Here is a 16,566-nt window from a genome sequence, read left to right on the forward strand (position 1 = left end):
TTCACTTTTGTTTAAGGCAGAAGAGGACAATTTTTCCATTCATTGAGTAGATAATTGTAGATACGAACCGGCAGCCGTTAAATGAGCCCCACATACTTGCGCTTAAAACAAAAAATTAGGCAGGATGTTAGTCTTAAATTATACTGAAAGAGTGACGATCCTCCAAAGATTTTGTTTATTAAGAAGTGAAAGATGCGGTGAAAATAAATGATAAAATTTCAAAATGTTTCAAAAGTATATCAAGAAAATGCCGTTTTGTCTGATGTGAATTTAACAATCCAACAAGGCGAATTTTTTGTATTAGTAGGGCCGAGTGGTAGTGGAAAAACGACGACTTTGAAAATGATTAATCGGCTCATTGAGCCAACGACAGGTGAAGTGGCTCTCAATGAACAAGCGGTAACCCATTATCCTTTACGTGAATTACGACTAAAAATTGGCTATGTTCTTCAGCAAATTGCCTTATTTCCTAACTTAACCGTGGCGGAAAATATTGAGTTGATTCCTGAAATGAAAAAATGGCCCAAAGAGCAACGCAGAGAGCGAACCATTGAACTATTGAAAAAAGTTCAGCTGGATCCTGAGGAATATCTGCATCGTAAGCCAGCAGCGCTTTCAGGAGGCGAACAACAACGTATCGGGATTTTACGCGCCATTGCAGCCGAACCAGAAGTGATTTTAATGGATGAACCTTTTAGCGCGCTAGATCCGATTTCAAGACATCATCTTCAACGTTTGGTGAAAGAACTTCATCAGGAATTAGCGAGTACCATTGTTTTTGTGACCCATGATATGACTGAAGCTTTACTGTTAGGAGAGCGCATCTGTATTATGGACGCTGGTAAAATTATTCAAGTTGATACGCCAGAAGCCATTCAAAAACATCCGAAAAATAATTTTGTCGGTCAATTTTTTAAACAATCTTCGCCAGAACTAGCGAACTATTGTGGCGCTGACTTGACTGCATTTTTAGAAGCCGCAGATGAGACGATTGAGCCAGTGCCGACTGTTTTCATGGAAACCAATTTAAAAGAGATTGTCCAACTCATTAATGCGCAAGAGAAAGCAAATTTAGTAGAAAAACAACAAGTTTTAGGGTGTATCACCTCAAAAACGATTACTCGTTTTATGGAACAGCTGTTGGAAAGCGAGGAACAGTAGATGCAAGCACTGATTGAAACTTTTTTCGCTCGAAAAGAAGAATATCTGCAAGCGTTAATCGAGCATATGCAATTGTCCTTTATTTCGTTATTATTCGCTGCGTTGATTGCAATTCCTTTAGCCATTTATTTAACGAGTCATCGCAAGTTAGCGGAAAGTCTGTTACAAGTGACTGGGATTTTCCAAACAATCCCTTCTTTAGCTTTGCTAGGCTTATTGATTCCGTTAATTGGTATTGGTCGACCACCGGCAATTGTTGCGCTAGTGATTTATGCCTTATTCCCAATTTTACAAAACACCTATACTGGTTTGACGGAAATTGATCCTTCGTTAGAAGAAGCCGCAGAAGCATTTGGTATGAGTAAAAAAGAAAAATTGTTTAAGTTTGAGTTACAAATGGCGTTACCATTTATTATTTCTGGGATTCGAACGGCTACCGTTTTAATTATTGGTACGGCCACGTTGGCGGCGTTAATTGGAGCAGGTGGTTTAGGGACCTTCATTTTATTAGGAATTGATCGAAATAATTTATCGTTGATTTTTATTGGAGCTCTTTCATCAGCTGCACTAGCAGTCTTATTTAATTATGGAATTCATTGGTTGGAAAAAGCGAATGGGCGGCGACTAATCATTGGCGGTACTATTTTAGGCCTTTTGTTAGGTGGTTCATTTTTCTGGAATCAACAAACTTCTTCAAAGGAAAAACAGCTGACAATTGCTGGCAAATTAGGAGCGGAACCAGATATTATTATTAATATGTATAAAGCCTTAATTGAAGAAAATAGCGACATTCAGGTGACGTTAAAGCCAAACTTTGGCAAGACTACTTTTTTATATAATGCCTTGAAATCAGATGAAATCGATCTTTATCCAGAATTTACAGGAACAGTGATCGAGACCTTTTTAAAAAATCCTCCTCAGCTAGACAATCAACCTCAAGTAGTCTATGAAGCGGCACGCGCTGGCTTGAAAAAACAAGAAAACCTTACTTTGCTGAAACCGATGCGCTATGAAAATACGTATGCCGTCGCAGTTAAGCGCTCATTTGCAAAAGCGCATCAATTAAAAACGATTAGTGATTTACAGAAAATTAGCAATCAGTTGAGAGCAGGTTTTACGTTAGAATTTATTGATCGGCAAGATGGTTATAAGGGATTACAAGAAAAATATCATTTAAATCTGAATGTTCAATCGATGGAACCGGCGCTACGCTATCAAGCGATTAATAATGGTGAGGTAAATGTGATTGATGCCTATTCAACGGATAGTGAATTGAGACAATACGATTTAGTAACGTTAGAAGATGATCAAGCGCTATTTCCGCCTTATCAAGGAGCACCACTTATTAAAACAGCAATGTTGGAAAAATATCCAGAATTAGCAGAAATATTGAATAAATTGGCAGGAAAAATTAGCGAAGAAGAAATGAGTGAAATGAATTATCAAGTCAATGTGGAAGGGCAAGATCCTAGCATAGTGGCGAAAGACTATTTAAAAGAAAAGAATCTTCTTAAATAAGTATTTTTTACTGAAAAAGACTGGTATATAAACATTTATCCAGTCTTTTTCAGATAAATAAAGAGTTTAATGTGAAAAGTACCTGTATTTTTACTCATTTTTGGATATAATAAAAGAAATGAATGGAGAGGAGTGGTCTATATGAAAAAAGCAGAACGTCAACGTTTGATTAAACAATTAATTATGCAACAAGAAATTGAAACACAAGATGAATTAATCACTCGTTTGGAAGAACTTGGCGTCCGAGCCACTCAAGCGACTGTTTCAAGAGATATCCGTGAAATGAGTATTGTTAAAACACATGGTGCAGATGGTCGTGTCAAATATGCAATTTTTTCTCAAGCACAAGGCACAAGCAGTGAAGAGAAATTACGAGAATCAGTGAAAGATTCAGTTGTTCGAATGGAGCGAGTACAATTTATTGTCATCTTGCATACAGAGATGGGAAATGCCGATGTGGTGAGTAACTTTTTAGATGAATTAGCTTATCCGGAAGTGGCGGGTACAGTGGCTGGTGCGGATACGATTATTGTGATTACACATTCAGAAGAGGATGCGGAACACTTTATCGAACGCATCGAAAATATGATTTTTTAAAATTGAAAGCATCAATAGAAGGGAGTTTTTTTCTTGGTAGAATTGAAAGCGCTACAAAATGGTTCGGATATTCGGGGAATTGCTTTGGATACGGAAGAACAAACTGCAACATTAACCGTAACAGCAGTAGCCGAGATTGCGGTGGGCGTGGTTCGTTGGTTACAGGACAAAAAACAGCTGCCACGAAAGGCACAACAGCGCCTGACAATTGCAATCGGACATGATAGTCGTCTAACGGCGGAGCCGATTAAGCAAGCATTAGTAGATACGTTTCTTTCATTAGGTATTCAGGTGATTGACGTTGGTTTAGCTACGACGCCTGCTATGTTTATGGCTACTCAATTTCCAACGCTTCAATGTGATGCGGCGATTATGATTACAGCTAGCCATTTGCCTTACTATTTTAATGGCTTGAAGTTCTTCACAGCAGAAGGTGGAGCAGAGAAAGAAGATATTCGGTATATTTTATCTCATACTGATCCGCTGACAGCCAATGAAAATGGCACACTGATGAAGCAAGAGTTACTGCCAATTTATGCGGAGCATTTGGTGGCAAAAATCCGCCAAGGAATTCATTCGCCCGAAGAGAAACCTTTACAGGGCTTTCGAATTATCGTTGATGCGGGTAATGGGGCTGGGGGCTTCTTTGCGGAGCAGGTTCTTCAAGTTTTGGGCGCTGATACGACGGGATCACAGTTTTTAGAACCAGATGGGCATTTTCCTAATCATGTACCTAATCCAGATAATTCTGAAGCAATGAGAAGTATTCAAACGGCTGTTTTAGCTAATCAAGCAGATTTGGGCATTATTTTTGATACAGATGTAGATCGTTCGGCTGTGGTGGACCAATCAGGTGAGGTACTAAACCGAAATAATTTAATTGCTGTTTTAGCGGCAATTGTTTTAAAAGAAGCGCCTGGTAGTTATATTGTGACAAATTCGCCAACCTCAAGTCATTTAAAAACATTTATTGAAGAAAAAGGCGGCCAACAGATTCGTTATATTTCTGGTTACCGAAATGTCATTAATAAAATGATTGAATTGAATCATGGGGGCTTTCAGACACCGTTAGCCATTGAAACCAGTGGTCATGCAGCGTTTCAAGAAAACTACAATCTGGATGATGGTGCATATGTCGTGGCGAAAATTTTAATGTTGTTACCAGAATTGAAACAAAACAATCAAACGTTAGGAGATCTGATTGCTACATTGAAGCAACCGGCAGAAACCAACGAATTTCGCTTCAAAATTACTGCGGAGGATGTTACTTGTTATGGGCAACAAGTCTTGCGAGACTTTGAATTGTTTGTAGAAAATCAAGCAGACTTTGCTGTGGACCGTGCAAACCAAGAAGGTGTTCGGGGAAACGTGTCTGGTCAATATGGCAGTGGTTGGTTTTTGCTACGCTTAAGTCTGCATGAACCGTTGCTTGTTCTTCAGGTAGAGAATGACCAAAGCGATAAAAATGCGTGTGTCATCGAAAAAATTGCCACTTTTTTACAAAAATACGAGGAAATAGATAGTCAGCAAATAGAAAATAATCTAGGGAATTAAAGGTGTTCTTATGGAAAATGTTTTAAAAGGAAAACACGTTGGCTTTTCTCATTTTAGAGAAGAATATATCGAACATATTGCAAAACAGCAATGGGATAATGAATTGCTTCAGCATTTGAGCTGGGATGCTTTACATCCGTGGGGGCTTGAAGAATGGAAAGATTTCACAATTAATAAAGGAGAAGATGATCGATTTCTATTTGCTATTTTAGAAAATACGACAGAGGAATTTATTGGTTGGGTTTCGTTGTCTGATGTACAGTTGAAAAATAGAGGGGCCAATTTAGGGATTGCTATTTTACAAAAAGAGCAACGAGGTCAAGGATATGGCTTTGAGGCGGTGTCTTTAATTTGTAAATTTGCTTTTTATGAATTGGGTTTGCACAAAATCAGATTAGCTGTCAATAGTAACAATCAAAAAGCGATTCATGTTTATGAAAAAGTAGGCTTCAAAAAAGAAGGAATTGATAGAGAAGCGTTATTTCAAGATGGCCAATGGCTAGATATCTACAATTACGGAATTTTACAAAAAGAGTGGCTACAAATGATTAAGGCTGAGAGTTAGCTCAGGAACTGTTTAACACCAAGACACTAAGTAAACGCAGATATGCCGTTCTCAGCAGTGAATGTGCGGTAAAATAAAAAAGCAGAAGAAATCGGCGGTTACCGTCCGATTTCTTCTGTTTTTTTACCATAGGCCAGGCGCTGCAGTCACAACGATTTGTTTTTTTGTAAACGGATGGAGTAAATGAAGTTGTGAAGCATGGAGCATTAAACGAGCTGCCTGCGATTTTGGGTTGTATAACGGATCACCAATAATTGGATGCCCTTCGCTAGCTAAATGGACCCGAATTTGGTGCGTCCGACCTGTTTCTAAAACACAGGTAACTGCGGTTTGATTATTAGAAAGAGCTTTGACCACTTGGACATGTGTAATCGCTGAATCCCCTTTTTGAGGATCAATCCGTCGTTTCCGGCGATCATGCCGATCACGACCAATCGGCTGATTGATTGTCTGTTCTTTTTGGTTAAAGTGACCAGCCGCAATCGCTTGATATTGACGGTAAATTTGTTTTGTTTCTAATAAACGCCCTAAAATAGGTAAGACAAAAGGATTTTTAGCAAAGACAATCGCACCGCTGGTTTCTTTATCTAATCGATGAACGACATAAGGGACCTGATTTTTCTCAGCTAAATAGGCAGCAACATGATTTAACAAGGTGTTTGTTTCCTGTGGCTGATTTGGATGGGTTTTAATGCCATAAGGTTTATTTACAATCATTAAATGTTCGTCTTCATATAAAACCTTCACACGCGTTGCTTCCCCCAGATGAATAGTGGGACGCACATAATCGGTTTCTTCAAACGTTAAGGTGACACAATCGCCAGCTTGGACTGGAAAATGAAAAGCAGTTGTTTCTCCGTTGATTTTGACATTTTTTCGCGTGCGTAAAAAATGGCGCACTTTTCGAGGGACTAGCCACTCATTTTCTAATAGTTCTTTTACAGTCATTGTTGAAAAATTTTCAGGTAATCTCATTGAATATTCCACCAAATCCCACCTTTCACTGATTCGCTATTTAGTGTAACAAAGCTACTCAAAAGGTCAAGTCAGAACGGAAAAAAAGCTGAAATTTGTTAGAAAGGCAGTTCCTTGAGAGATTCTTAAACAAATTTACATAAAAAACGAAGAAAAGCATGATAGAATAGAGGCTAAATAAAGACTCGTTTCTAAGCGTAAGCAATTATTTACCTCTAGCGAAGGCAACATTTCCTTTGCTACAGCGAAAAGACCATTGAAATTGTTTTTCAAGAATTTTTCATGCTTTAGACCTAGGTCGTACCCACAAGAATATGGTAGACTTAGCCAAGAAACGTAAACAGAGGGAGTACTATGGACAATCTTAAACAATTTTTTAGTAAAGTCGGTGTCGGATTACGTCATTTTTGGACGTGGATAAAGCCTTATTTAATACAATTCCATCAAGCCAGAAAGCGGATTTGGAAAAAGTATCAAATCAATAAAATTTTCTTGTTAATTGGTTTGGTAGTCGCTTTAGGTGCCAGTATTTATTTATTTTACTTAGCCAAGTCCGCAAACGTTGAGACCCTAAAATCGGGGCTAAGTGAATCAACACGCGTTTATGACGAATCAGGAGAGGAAGTCGGAAAATTATTCGGGCAAAAAGGAACTTTTATGGAACTGGATAATATTTCTCCTTATATTCAAGATGCGGTTATTTCAACTGAAGATCGCGCGTTTTATCAACATAAAGGGTATTCCATCAAAGGGATTGCCCGTGCGGTTGTTGGAAAATTGACCTTCGGGAAAATCGGTGGCGGTGGTGGCGGAAGTACAATTACGCAGCAATTAGCCAAAAATGCTTACTTAACGCAAGAGCAAACGCTAGATAGGAAAGCCAGAGAATTATTCTTAGCGATTGAAATCGAAAAGAAATATTCGAAAAAAGATATCTTAGCAATGTATTTAAATAATTCTTATTTTGGTAATGGTGTCTGGGGCGTGCAAGATGCAGCTCGTAAATATTTTGGCGTGGATGCGTCCCAAGTGACAGTGGGGGAAGCCGCAACGCTAGCGGGCATGTTAAAAGGGCCAGGAATTTATAACCCAATTGATTACATTGACAATGCCACAGCGCGACGGAATACCGTTTTACAACTAATGGTCGACAATAAAAAACTATCTCAAGAAGAAGCCAATCAAGAAGCGAGTGTTAACTTAGCGAGTCTATTAAATGACACCTATGTTGGCGACGAAAATAGTTACAAATATCCATATTATTTTGATGCGGTAATTGATGAAGCGGTCAATCGTTATAAATTTAAAGAAGAAGATATTTTAAATAAAGGCTACAAGATTTACACTTCTTTAAATCAAAAATATCAAGATGCGATGGATGCAACTTATAAAAATGATGCACTATTTCCACCCAATGCAGAAGACGGTGCCATGGTTCAAAGTGGCTCTGTAGCCATTGATCCGAAAACCGGCGGCGTGCAAGCACTGGTGGGCGGTCGAGGGGAACACGTTTATCGAGGCTTTAACTTTGCAACGCAAACAAAACGTTCACCAGGCTCGTCCTTAAAACCAATTTCTGTCTATACACCAGCTTTAGAGGCTGGCTATAAACCAGACTCTGTTTTAGAAGATAAACCACAAGATTATTATCCAGCGCAAAACTATAGCCGCACGTACAGTGGAGAAGTTCCTATGTATCAAGCCTTAGGAGAAAGCTTAAATTTACCAGCGGTGTGGTTATTACATCAAATTGGTTTAGATAAAGGCTATGAAAAAACAGAGAAATTTGGCATTCCGTTATCAGAAAAAGATCGGTACTATGGTTTAGCCCTTGGAGGATTACAAACGGGTGTTTCGCCATTAACTATGGCGGGAGCTTATAGTGCCTTTGCCAATGAAGGCTATAAAACTGAAACGCATTTAATTACAAAAATCGTCGACTCAACTGGCGCAATTGTAGTTGATAATACTAAAGTCAAGAAAGAACAAGTCATTACCAAAGATGTTGCAGACGGGATTACAAGTATGTTACTAGGGGTCTTTAGTTCTGGGAGCGGGGTCAACGCACAACCAGCAGGCTACGTAATGGCTGGTAAAACAGGTACGACAGAAACCAACTTCGATAGTAGTAAAACGAACGATCAGTGGGTGATTGGTTATACACCAGAAGTTGTCATTGCTACTTGGTTAGGCTTCCAAGAAACCAGTAAAACCCATTATTTGGAAGGCAGTAGCGCTACGTATGCCTCACAGGTGTTCAACAGTCAAGCCAGTGGCATCTTGCCACAAGTCAAACAAGCACAATTTCCTGTCGCGGATGCGTATGCCACAGGTGGGAAAGTTGTTGATAGCAACGATAGTTTAACTGGTGGTGCCAATTCTAATTGGCGGGATAACTTGAAAGACTTTGGAAATTCTGTTCAAGACGGCGCTAGCAATTTCGGAGATACATTGAATGAAGTTGGGGGACAAATTAAAGACGGCGCGAAAAAAGTCAAAGACAAGATTGAAGGAATTTTCGGAGGCTTATTAGGAAATTAGTTGGGAAAACCTAAGAGAAATGGTACAATAAAGATGAAACTATTGAGAAAAGAGGGATTCCATTGAGTAACATTTATGATACAGCCAATCAGATTGAACGTGAACTACGTGAGTTAGACGAATTTAAAGCATTACAAGCAGCGTATGAAGAAGTAAAAGCAGACGAAGCAGCTTACACATTGTTTAAAGAATTCCAAGGATTCCAACAAGGACTACAAGAAAAACAAATGCGCGGCGAAGAATTCACGGATGAAGATGCTGAAAAAGCACAAAGCATTGCAACGAAAGTGCAAGAAACAGCAGTTATCAACGAATTAATGCAAAAAGAACAAGCGTTTAGCTTAGTTGTCAATGATTTAAACCGAATTATCATGACTCCTGTGCGTGATATGTATAACGATTAATTTACGTAATTGAACTCTGACAAGTTGTCTATAAGACAATTTGTCAGAGTTTTTCTTTTACTGAAAATAAAAAAACGAACAAATTTTCGTATGTTTTTACTGACCAAGCTGGCAGAAAATGATATGATAAAGGAAGGAGAAAAGGAGGGGAAACGATGAAACTATTGCATACAGCTGATTTACACATGGATCGGTCTTTTGAAGGGTTAACTGGGATCCCGACAGCCTTAGCGAAGCGCTTAAGAGAAGCTAATCAACAATTGTTAATGAACATCGTAACAGTTGCCATTCGAGAAGCGGTGGACTTGGTTATTTTTGCAGGAGATACGTTTCATCAAAGTCAGACCTCTATTTCAATGCAAGCCCAATTGATGGCCGCATTAGAACAGTTGAAACAAGCAGAAATCCCTGTGATTCTAACATTTGGGAATCATGATTACTATAAAAAAGACCGTTATTGGTTTTCTTTTCCGGACAATGTCTTTTTATTTGAAAAAGAAATGGTTGAGACACTGTATTTTGAAACGAAAGCGGGCGAACAAGTGGCTGTTTCAGGGTTTAGTTATGAGCATCCCTGGATTGATGAAAATAAAGCACTAGAATTTCCTATCAAACAAGCAGAATCTGACATTCATATTGGGATTTATCATGGAGACACCAGCCGGAAAGCGCAACAAAATTATGCTCCGTTTACATGGAAGGATTTAAAAGCCACTGGCTATAATTATTGGGCATTGGGACACATTCATCAACCGCAAATTGTTAGTGAACAACCGCTAATTGTTTATCCTGGAACACCTCAAGGGCACACGAAAAAAGAACAGTTTTTACAAGGAGTTGCAGTGGTCACACTTTCCCAAAATCAAGCGACTGTTCAATTTGAAAAAGTCGCAGAAATAGATTGGACGAATGAAGAAATATCTCTGGCGCAATGCCGTGACACCCAAAGCGTTTTGTCTTATCTTGAAACCAGTTTGCTGACGAAGTGGCATGCGCATCAGCAACAGCAATTGATGGCGTTGACACTGAAAGAAACGCAACATTTGGATGTGACCGTGGTGCAAGCCATTGTCAACGGCGAACTATTAAGCTACTTACAGCAGCAGCTTTTACAAAAAACGCAAGGTGATTTTTTTGTTTATCGTCTAATATTGCAAGCAGAGGAACCAACGAAAGAACCGATCTATTTAGCCGCTAGTCCCAACTTATTAACGGCATTAGAAAAAACATACTTAGATCCAGTTATTTTTGAAGATACCACCAAGGAATTGTTACGTTATCCAGAATTTGCTGGAATTTTTTCAATGGATGAGCAGTGGCGATTAGAGAGCTTGGGCCTAGCACATGAGCAAATTAATGAAGACTTTACTATTCAGGAGGACCCACTATGAAATTACTCGCAGTAGAGATTGTGGGCTTTGGAAAATGGCAACAACAGAAAATTACATTTGAATCTGGTAATCAATTGCTGTACGGCGCAAATGAAGTTGGCAAGTCCACATTGTATCAATTCATTCAAGCAATGCTGTTTGGTTTTCCCACAAAGGGCAAAAGAAAACGCGATTACGCACCTAAAAATGGTGGTTCGTATGGTGGTCGTTTGTGGTTGGAACATCCTGTGTTTGGGGAAGTTCAAGTCGAGCGTTTTAAAGAAAAAAATAAAGGGCAAGCAATCATTTATTATCAACAACAAATGGGGGATGAAAAAACCTTACAGCAAATGTTACATCCGCTAACGAAAAAGTTATTTCAAGAGGTTTTTACTTTCCAACAAGAACAATTAATTACGAGTGACAAGTTGACAGAAGAGGAACTGCAAACATCCTTGTTAGCCATTGGTGTTTCTGGTAGTCAACAACTTTTGATTTACCGAAATGCGTACTTTAAAGAAGCACAAAAAATCTTTAAAGGTAAAGGACAGCAGCCATTACTCAATCAGAAGTTGGCGGCTTATCAAGAACTAAAAGAGCAAATTCAAGAGAAAGAAGCGCAGCAACAAACTTTTCAACAATTAGAAGAAACGATTCGCGAAACAGAACAACAGCGAGTGACACTGCAACAGCAATTAAAAGAAACGCAACAGGGCTTGTTACAGGTTGCGGAACAGCAACGTCACTTTCCCTTGTACGAAGAATGGCAGTCGCTGCCTGAAGAAACAGAGAACGTTGTTTTAGTAAAAGAAGACCAAGTGCAATTAGAAGAAACCTTTCAAGAATATATGTACCTAGACAAAGAACGACAACGTTTGACCAAAGAGTTATCTCTTCAGTCAGAAGCGCTCGATGTTCCAGAAGGCTATGCTTTTTACCTAGAACAAGAAGCATTAATTCAACAATTGTTGAATCAACGCTATGATATGCAACAATTGATGACGGAATCGGAATGGATGACCCAAACCTTTGATCAAAATCGTCAAGAAATGGTCCTTTTAGAGAACGAATGGTCATGGTCGCCTGAACGACCACCACAGCTTTTTTATGACAACGAAACCGTTCAAAAGTGGCGCCAACAACAAGTTGCGTATACGCAAGCTCTTCAAAAAGGCCAAGAACAAAAAGCATTCTTGGCTTCTCAAATTGAAAATCTGGAAGACCAGTTAACGGACTTTGAAAAAGAGCACGCTGCATTTTTTGGTGAAGCGACACGTGCTCAAAGAGCGCAGAAAACAAGTCAGCCACTATGGTTATTGTCAGGAAGTCTCCTTACATTACTGGGTTTCTTTTTGCCGAGCCCTTTAAAATGGGGCCTAGTTCTCGTGGGAGTTAGTCTTATCGCAAAAGAAGGGATTGGCTACGCCACTAGAAAAGAAGCGTCCTCAGATGAAGTGAAAGAAGAATGGCAGACGAAACTTTCGCAACTAGATTATTTAAATGAACAGTTCCAACAAGCGCTGAATCAAGAACGTGAGGCACAACTGAAAGTGGAACAACTTGAACAAGCAGTAGCGGAGCAAGCCCAAGTCCATCAATTAGGAAAAATGCAACAAATTGATACTTTAATGAATCAGCGGGAATTGATTACGCGCTATTTATTGCTTGTTCAAACAAATGAAGAACTCATGAGTCAATTGAAGGAAAATCAACAAAAACGCCAAGTATTTGAAGAACAAGTCTTCCCATTGATGACGCAGTTACCCTTACAAGGAAAGAGCCTTTCCGAAAAGTTACACTTTTTAGAAGGATTTGCTGAAGAAATGGAGAAAGTTCGCTTTGCTCAGGAGTATCAAGCAGATGGCTATCTCAAACAGCAGTTACGAGAGTTGAAAACTAAACAGCAAGAAGCGTTAACACGAATTCAGCCTTTACTAATTCGTTATCGGATTCTATCAATCGCTGATGTTCCAATGAGGATTCAACAGCTGACGACTCAGCAAGCTCAAGTTGGTCGTGGGCAAGAATTAGCGACACAATTAGGCAATCTGTTTCCAGAAGCGGTAACAGAGTCAACGTTAAAAGACCGTTCTTTACAACTGGCGCAGCAACAAGCACTGGAAGAAAGTCAGTTAAATAAAATACAAGAACAGTATCAAGCGTTGATTTATGAAAAACAACAATTAATGACGGATGGTACCTTAGATGAGTTGTATCAACGACAAGCAATTTTAAAAGCGGAAATCAAAGAACTAGCTCAACGTTGGTCTGGGTATCAACTAGCGGGACAACTGTTAATGGACCTATTAACAGAGCTTTCGGAACAACAATTGCCCAGCTTATTACAGTATGCATCAAGCTACTTTGCACTTTTAACAAATCAGCGTTATCAATCAATCCAAGTAGCCGAAGGTCAACTAGTTGCGGTAACGAAAGAGCAAGAAATGTTTTATTTACATGAATTATCAACTGGCACTAAAGATCAATTGATGATGGCTGTTCGTTTTGCTTTTTTAGCAGTCCAAGGCGAGCAACTGATTTGTCCAATTATCATTGATGATGGCTGGTTACACTATGATCATCAAAGAAAAGCCCAATTAGCTGAATTATTTACTAAGTTTGGTCAAAAACAGCAAGTCATTTGTTTTTCTTCTGACCAAGAAATGGTAAGCTATTATCAGGACTTACAACAAAGAGTAATTGCGTTAGAAGGAGGAAGCGTCAAGTGAAAAAATTACGTGAATTAACAGTAGAAGAACTTTTTGAATCATTTGTTCTAATTAAAAATGCCGATGTGCGTGTAGCTAAAAATGGGAAAAAGTTTATTGCCTTTACCTTTCAAGACACATCTGGTACGATTGACGGAAAATATTGGGACGCCTCTGAGGATGAAATTACACGATTTACTGCGGGAAACGTTGTTTTACTGAATGGGAAACGAGAAGTTTATCAAAACAAACCCCAAGTAAAAATTTTACACATGCGTTTAGCGACAGCAGAGGAACCAAGCCAGCCAAGTTTATATATGGAACGAGCGCCTTTGAAAAAAGAAGAGATGGTCGAGGAAATCAATCAAGTAATTTTTGAGATTACCAATGCTCACTGGAATCGTATTGTGCGCTATCTCATGACGAAATACCAACAAGAATTTTATGAATTTCCTGCAGCCAAACGGAACCATCATGCTTTTGCGAATGGCTTAGCTTACCACACTGTCTCAATGTTGCGCCTAGGCAAAGCAATTGCTAAGGAATATCCTGAAATTAACACGTCACTATTATACGCGGGGATTATTTTACATGACTTAGGAAAAGTTTTAGAGTTATCTGGCGCTATTACGACAGAATATACGGTGGCAGGGAACTTAATTGGTCATTTAGTTTTGGTGGATGAGGAAATTACCAAGGCGTGTTTGGCTTTAAAAATTGATGATCGAGAAGAAGACGTTGTCATTCTTCGGCACATGGTCTTAGCCCACCATGGATTGTTGGAATATGGCTCACCTGTGCGACCAAGAATTATGGAAGCGGAAATCTTACATCAAATTGATACCATGGATGCGTCCATTCAAATGATGCTAGGGGCCATTCGTCAAACACAGCCTGGGGAGTATACGGAACGAATCTTTGGTTTAGATAACCGCAGTTTCTATGTTCCAAAAGATAAATAAAAAAAGGGAGTGGTCAATCGACCACTCTCTTTTTTATACTTATTTAGAAGAAGATTCTGTTGTTTTGCTTGAAGAATCTGTTGCTTTTTCAGAGTCGCTTGTTTTGGTATCACTTGTTTTAGAATCACTTGATTTTGATTCTTTTTTCTCTGAAGAAGCGCTTGAAGATTCAGTTTGCATGTAGTCTGCTAAAGCGTTCTTGAAGGCATCATCTTTAATTTTCACATTGGCCGCTTTTAATTCGTCACTAATAACTTTTGCTTGGAATGTTTGATCGGCTAATTTTGTCTCTTCAGCAATTTTCTTGATCTCTTTTTCATAAGGTTTCATGTCATTGCCTTTTGCTTTGTTTTTCGTCATTTTCACTACATAGTAAGTTGTTTGGTACGTTTGTGCGTTTGTTGCAGCAATTGGTTCTGATACTTCGCCATCTTTTAGTTTGAAGGCTGCTTCTTTAACTTCGGCAGGAACAGTTGTTGATTGTGAATCAAATTTAATTTTACCGCCGTCTTTTTTCGTTGCAGCATCGGTTGATTTGTCTTTGGCAATTTTTGCGAAATCGCCGCCGTCAGTGATTTCTTTCTTGACAGCTTTTGCATCATCTTCTGAAGCAACTTGGATAATTTGTGCTTCTACTTCTGGATGGAAGCTTGCCCAAGCTGTTTTTAAGTCTTCATCTGTAATTTTAAGATGTGCTTTCATACCTTCTTGGAAAGCAGCAGTTTGTTTTAATTGTTTTTTGAAATCTTTTTCAGTTAAGCCGTATTGTTTTAAAGCATCAGTGAATTTTGCACCTTGTGCTTCCATTTGTTCTTTAGCATCATCAAATTTCTTTTGAACATCTTTATCAGTGACTTTATTACCATATTTATCTTCAAAGACTTTATAGATAACCATTTGGCTAAACGCTTGTTGGCTAGTACTTTGCCCTTTAATTTGGTTATAAAAATCATCAACAGTAATTGTTGAACCTTTCATTGTTGCGATATCTTTTGAACCGCTTGAACACGCTGCTAAACTAAAAACGGCCATTGCGCCCGCTGCAGCTAAGATTAGTTTTTTCTTCATTCTCTTATGCACTCCTGTTTTTTTTAGTTTTATTTCTGTTATAACTATACCATACCTCATTTTGAAAAAGAAAGAGTCTCAGGCATAGTTTCAAACAAAATTCGTATTTACGTCACACTTTTTATTTTTTTAATAACAAAAGAAATAATTAACATCAAAGACTTTACTTTTGCTTGTTAGTTTGTGTGTCAGGTAATTCAGCCGTGATTTTGGCAATTTGTTCTTTAATTTGAGCAATCCGAGGTTCCGATTGGAATTTGAAATCAGTGATTTCTTGTTGCAGGTCTTTTGAAAATTCAGTTGCCAGTGGTACGTTTTCTTCGACAACTGCCAAATTTCGTTGCACCTGATCCCAGTCATTCATGACTTGATTTTTCAGTGAACGATAGTCCTCTAGCTCATTGATTAAATGTTGACGTGTTTCTTTCCCGCTTCTTGGAGCAGCCAACAATCCGCCAATGGTACCAGCAGCTGCGCCAAAAAAGAGACCTTTAATAAATTTTTTCATTTAGTTCACCTGCTTTGCAATGGTTTCAGCAATTTCTTGCATCGCTTCGGCGGAATAGTCCTCTTGATGGTTGCCAAAATGAATAGAGAAATCATCTTCTTTTGAATAACGGGGAATCAAATGAACGTGGGAATGGAAAACGGATTGATAAGCCACTTCCTTATTGTTATTTAAAATGTTTAATCCTTCCATTTCTGGAAAAGCTTTTTCTAATGCTCGTGCTACTTTAGGAATACGAGCAAAGACGTCGCTTGCTAAAACGTCATTATATTCAAAAATATCAGCAACATGTTGTTTTGGAATCATTAAGGTATGCCCTTTGGTCACTTGTGTAATGTCTAAAAACGCGTAGACTTTCTCGTCTTCATAGACTTTATAACTTGGGATTTCGCCGTTGATAATTTTACAAAAAATACAATCATTCATGAAAAATTCCTCTTTTCTCTAGGTTCTTTCCTTTACTTTACCACAAGTTGATTTCTCTGTGGATGAAAAAGTACGTGAGTTCGCTAAAAAGTTCGTTTCATTTCGTGTATAATAAGAGAAAGAAAAAAATCCATTTAATTAAGGGAGTAATTTTTGAATTCTTGGTTCGCTTAGGGTTTAATAATGGTAGAGAGAAAAGGTTGGAGGCA

Annotated in this window: 14 protein-coding genes; 10 read left to right on the top strand and 4 right to left on the bottom strand. The window is 38.6% G+C overall.

The genetic code is table 11. From position 1 onward, the window contains the following. Positions 1-207: 207 nt before the first annotated feature. The 5 genes from IGJ63_RS02010 to IGJ63_RS02030 all read left to right on the top strand — a co-directional run bounded on the left by IGJ63_RS02010 (position 208) and on the right by IGJ63_RS02030 (position 5,395). Positions 208-1,161, top strand: coding sequence for an ABC transporter ATP-binding protein (locus IGJ63_RS02010; RefSeq protein WP_438745857.1), 954 nt, complete (start codon positions 208-210; stop codon positions 1,159-1,161). Next, on the top strand, positions 1,162-2,679 hold the full coding sequence (locus IGJ63_RS02015) for an ABC transporter permease/substrate-binding protein (protein WP_438745859.1): 1,518 nt from the start codon (positions 1,162-1,164) through the stop codon (positions 2,677-2,679). A 141-nt stretch (positions 2,680-2,820) separates the two neighbouring features. Further along, positions 2,821-3,276 (top strand): arginine repressor, encoded by a 456-nt coding sequence (gene argR, locus IGJ63_RS02020; RefSeq protein WP_101732169.1) that lies wholly within the window; start codon positions 2,821-2,823, stop codon positions 3,274-3,276. A 33-nt stretch (positions 3,277-3,309) separates the two neighbouring features. Continuing rightward, positions 3,310-4,830 (top strand): phosphomannomutase/phosphoglucomutase, encoded by a 1,521-nt coding sequence (locus IGJ63_RS02025; protein ID WP_101732168.1) that lies wholly within the window; start codon positions 3,310-3,312, stop codon positions 4,828-4,830. Between the two features lie 10 nt (positions 4,831-4,840). Continuing rightward, a complete protein-coding gene (locus IGJ63_RS02030) occupies positions 4,841-5,395 on the top strand; it encodes a GNAT family N-acetyltransferase (protein WP_010827152.1) in 555 nt (184 codons plus the stop codon). A 123-nt stretch (positions 5,396-5,518) separates the two neighbouring features. On the opposite strand, the gene IGJ63_RS02035 is transcribed toward IGJ63_RS02030, so the two are convergent. Further along, positions 5,519-6,382, bottom strand: coding sequence for an RluA family pseudouridine synthase (locus tag IGJ63_RS02035; protein WP_033624159.1), 864 nt, complete (start codon positions 6,380-6,382; stop codon positions 5,519-5,521). A 342-nt stretch (positions 6,383-6,724) separates the two neighbouring features. Here IGJ63_RS02035 and IGJ63_RS02040 point away from each other — a divergent pair, with 342 nt between their 5' ends. The 5 genes from IGJ63_RS02040 to IGJ63_RS02060 all read left to right on the top strand — a co-directional run bounded on the left by IGJ63_RS02040 (position 6,725) and on the right by IGJ63_RS02060 (position 14,355). Beyond that, positions 6,725-8,911, top strand: coding sequence for a PBP1A family penicillin-binding protein (locus tag IGJ63_RS02040; protein ID WP_101732167.1), 2,187 nt, complete (start codon positions 6,725-6,727; stop codon positions 8,909-8,911). Positions 8,912-8,973: 62 nt separating this feature from the next. Beyond that, complete coding sequence (locus tag IGJ63_RS02045) at positions 8,974-9,315, top strand: YlbF family regulator (protein ID WP_002355518.1); 342 nt, start codon at positions 8,974-8,976, stop codon at positions 9,313-9,315. Positions 9,316-9,470: 155 nt separating this feature from the next. After that, the gene (locus IGJ63_RS02050; protein WP_438745862.1) at positions 9,471-10,706 is read left to right on the top strand and encodes a metallophosphoesterase family protein; all 1,236 of its coding nucleotides are present in this window, start codon (positions 9,471-9,473) and stop codon (positions 10,704-10,706) included. After that, positions 10,703-13,414: an ATP-binding protein gene (locus IGJ63_RS02055; protein WP_438745864.1), complete on the top strand. Its 2,712-nt coding sequence runs from the start codon at positions 10,703-10,705 to the stop codon at positions 13,412-13,414. Before IGJ63_RS02050 ends, IGJ63_RS02055 begins: the two co-directional genes overlap by 4 nt. Beyond that, positions 13,411-14,355 (top strand): 3'-5' exoribonuclease YhaM family protein, encoded by a 945-nt coding sequence (locus tag IGJ63_RS02060; RefSeq protein WP_002379105.1) that lies wholly within the window; start codon positions 13,411-13,413, stop codon positions 14,353-14,355. The genes IGJ63_RS02055 and IGJ63_RS02060 overlap by 4 nt, the downstream gene beginning before the upstream one ends. Positions 14,356-14,394: 39 nt before the next feature. On the opposite strand, the gene IGJ63_RS02065 is transcribed toward IGJ63_RS02060, so the two are convergent. The 3 genes from IGJ63_RS02065 to IGJ63_RS02075 all read right to left on the bottom strand — a co-directional run bounded on the left by IGJ63_RS02065 (position 14,395) and on the right by IGJ63_RS02075 (position 16,357). Next, entirely contained in the window at positions 14,395-15,423 is a 1,029-nt protein-coding gene (locus tag IGJ63_RS02065) for a peptidylprolyl isomerase (RefSeq protein ID WP_101732164.1), read from the bottom strand. Positions 15,424-15,586: 163 nt separating this feature from the next. Continuing rightward, on the bottom strand, positions 15,587-15,931 hold the full coding sequence (locus IGJ63_RS02070) for a YtxH domain-containing protein (RefSeq protein ID WP_002419979.1): 345 nt from the start codon (positions 15,929-15,931) through the stop codon (positions 15,587-15,589). Further along, entirely contained in the window at positions 15,932-16,357 is a 426-nt protein-coding gene (locus IGJ63_RS02075) for an HIT family protein (RefSeq protein ID WP_002355527.1), read from the bottom strand. It lies immediately after the preceding gene. Positions 16,358-16,566 lie beyond the last annotated feature (209 nt).

The sequence above is a fragment of the Enterococcus sp. DIV1375a genome (genome assembly GCF_051712205.1).
Classification (GTDB): domain Bacteria; phylum Bacillota; class Bacilli; order Lactobacillales; family Enterococcaceae; genus Enterococcus; species Enterococcus faecalis.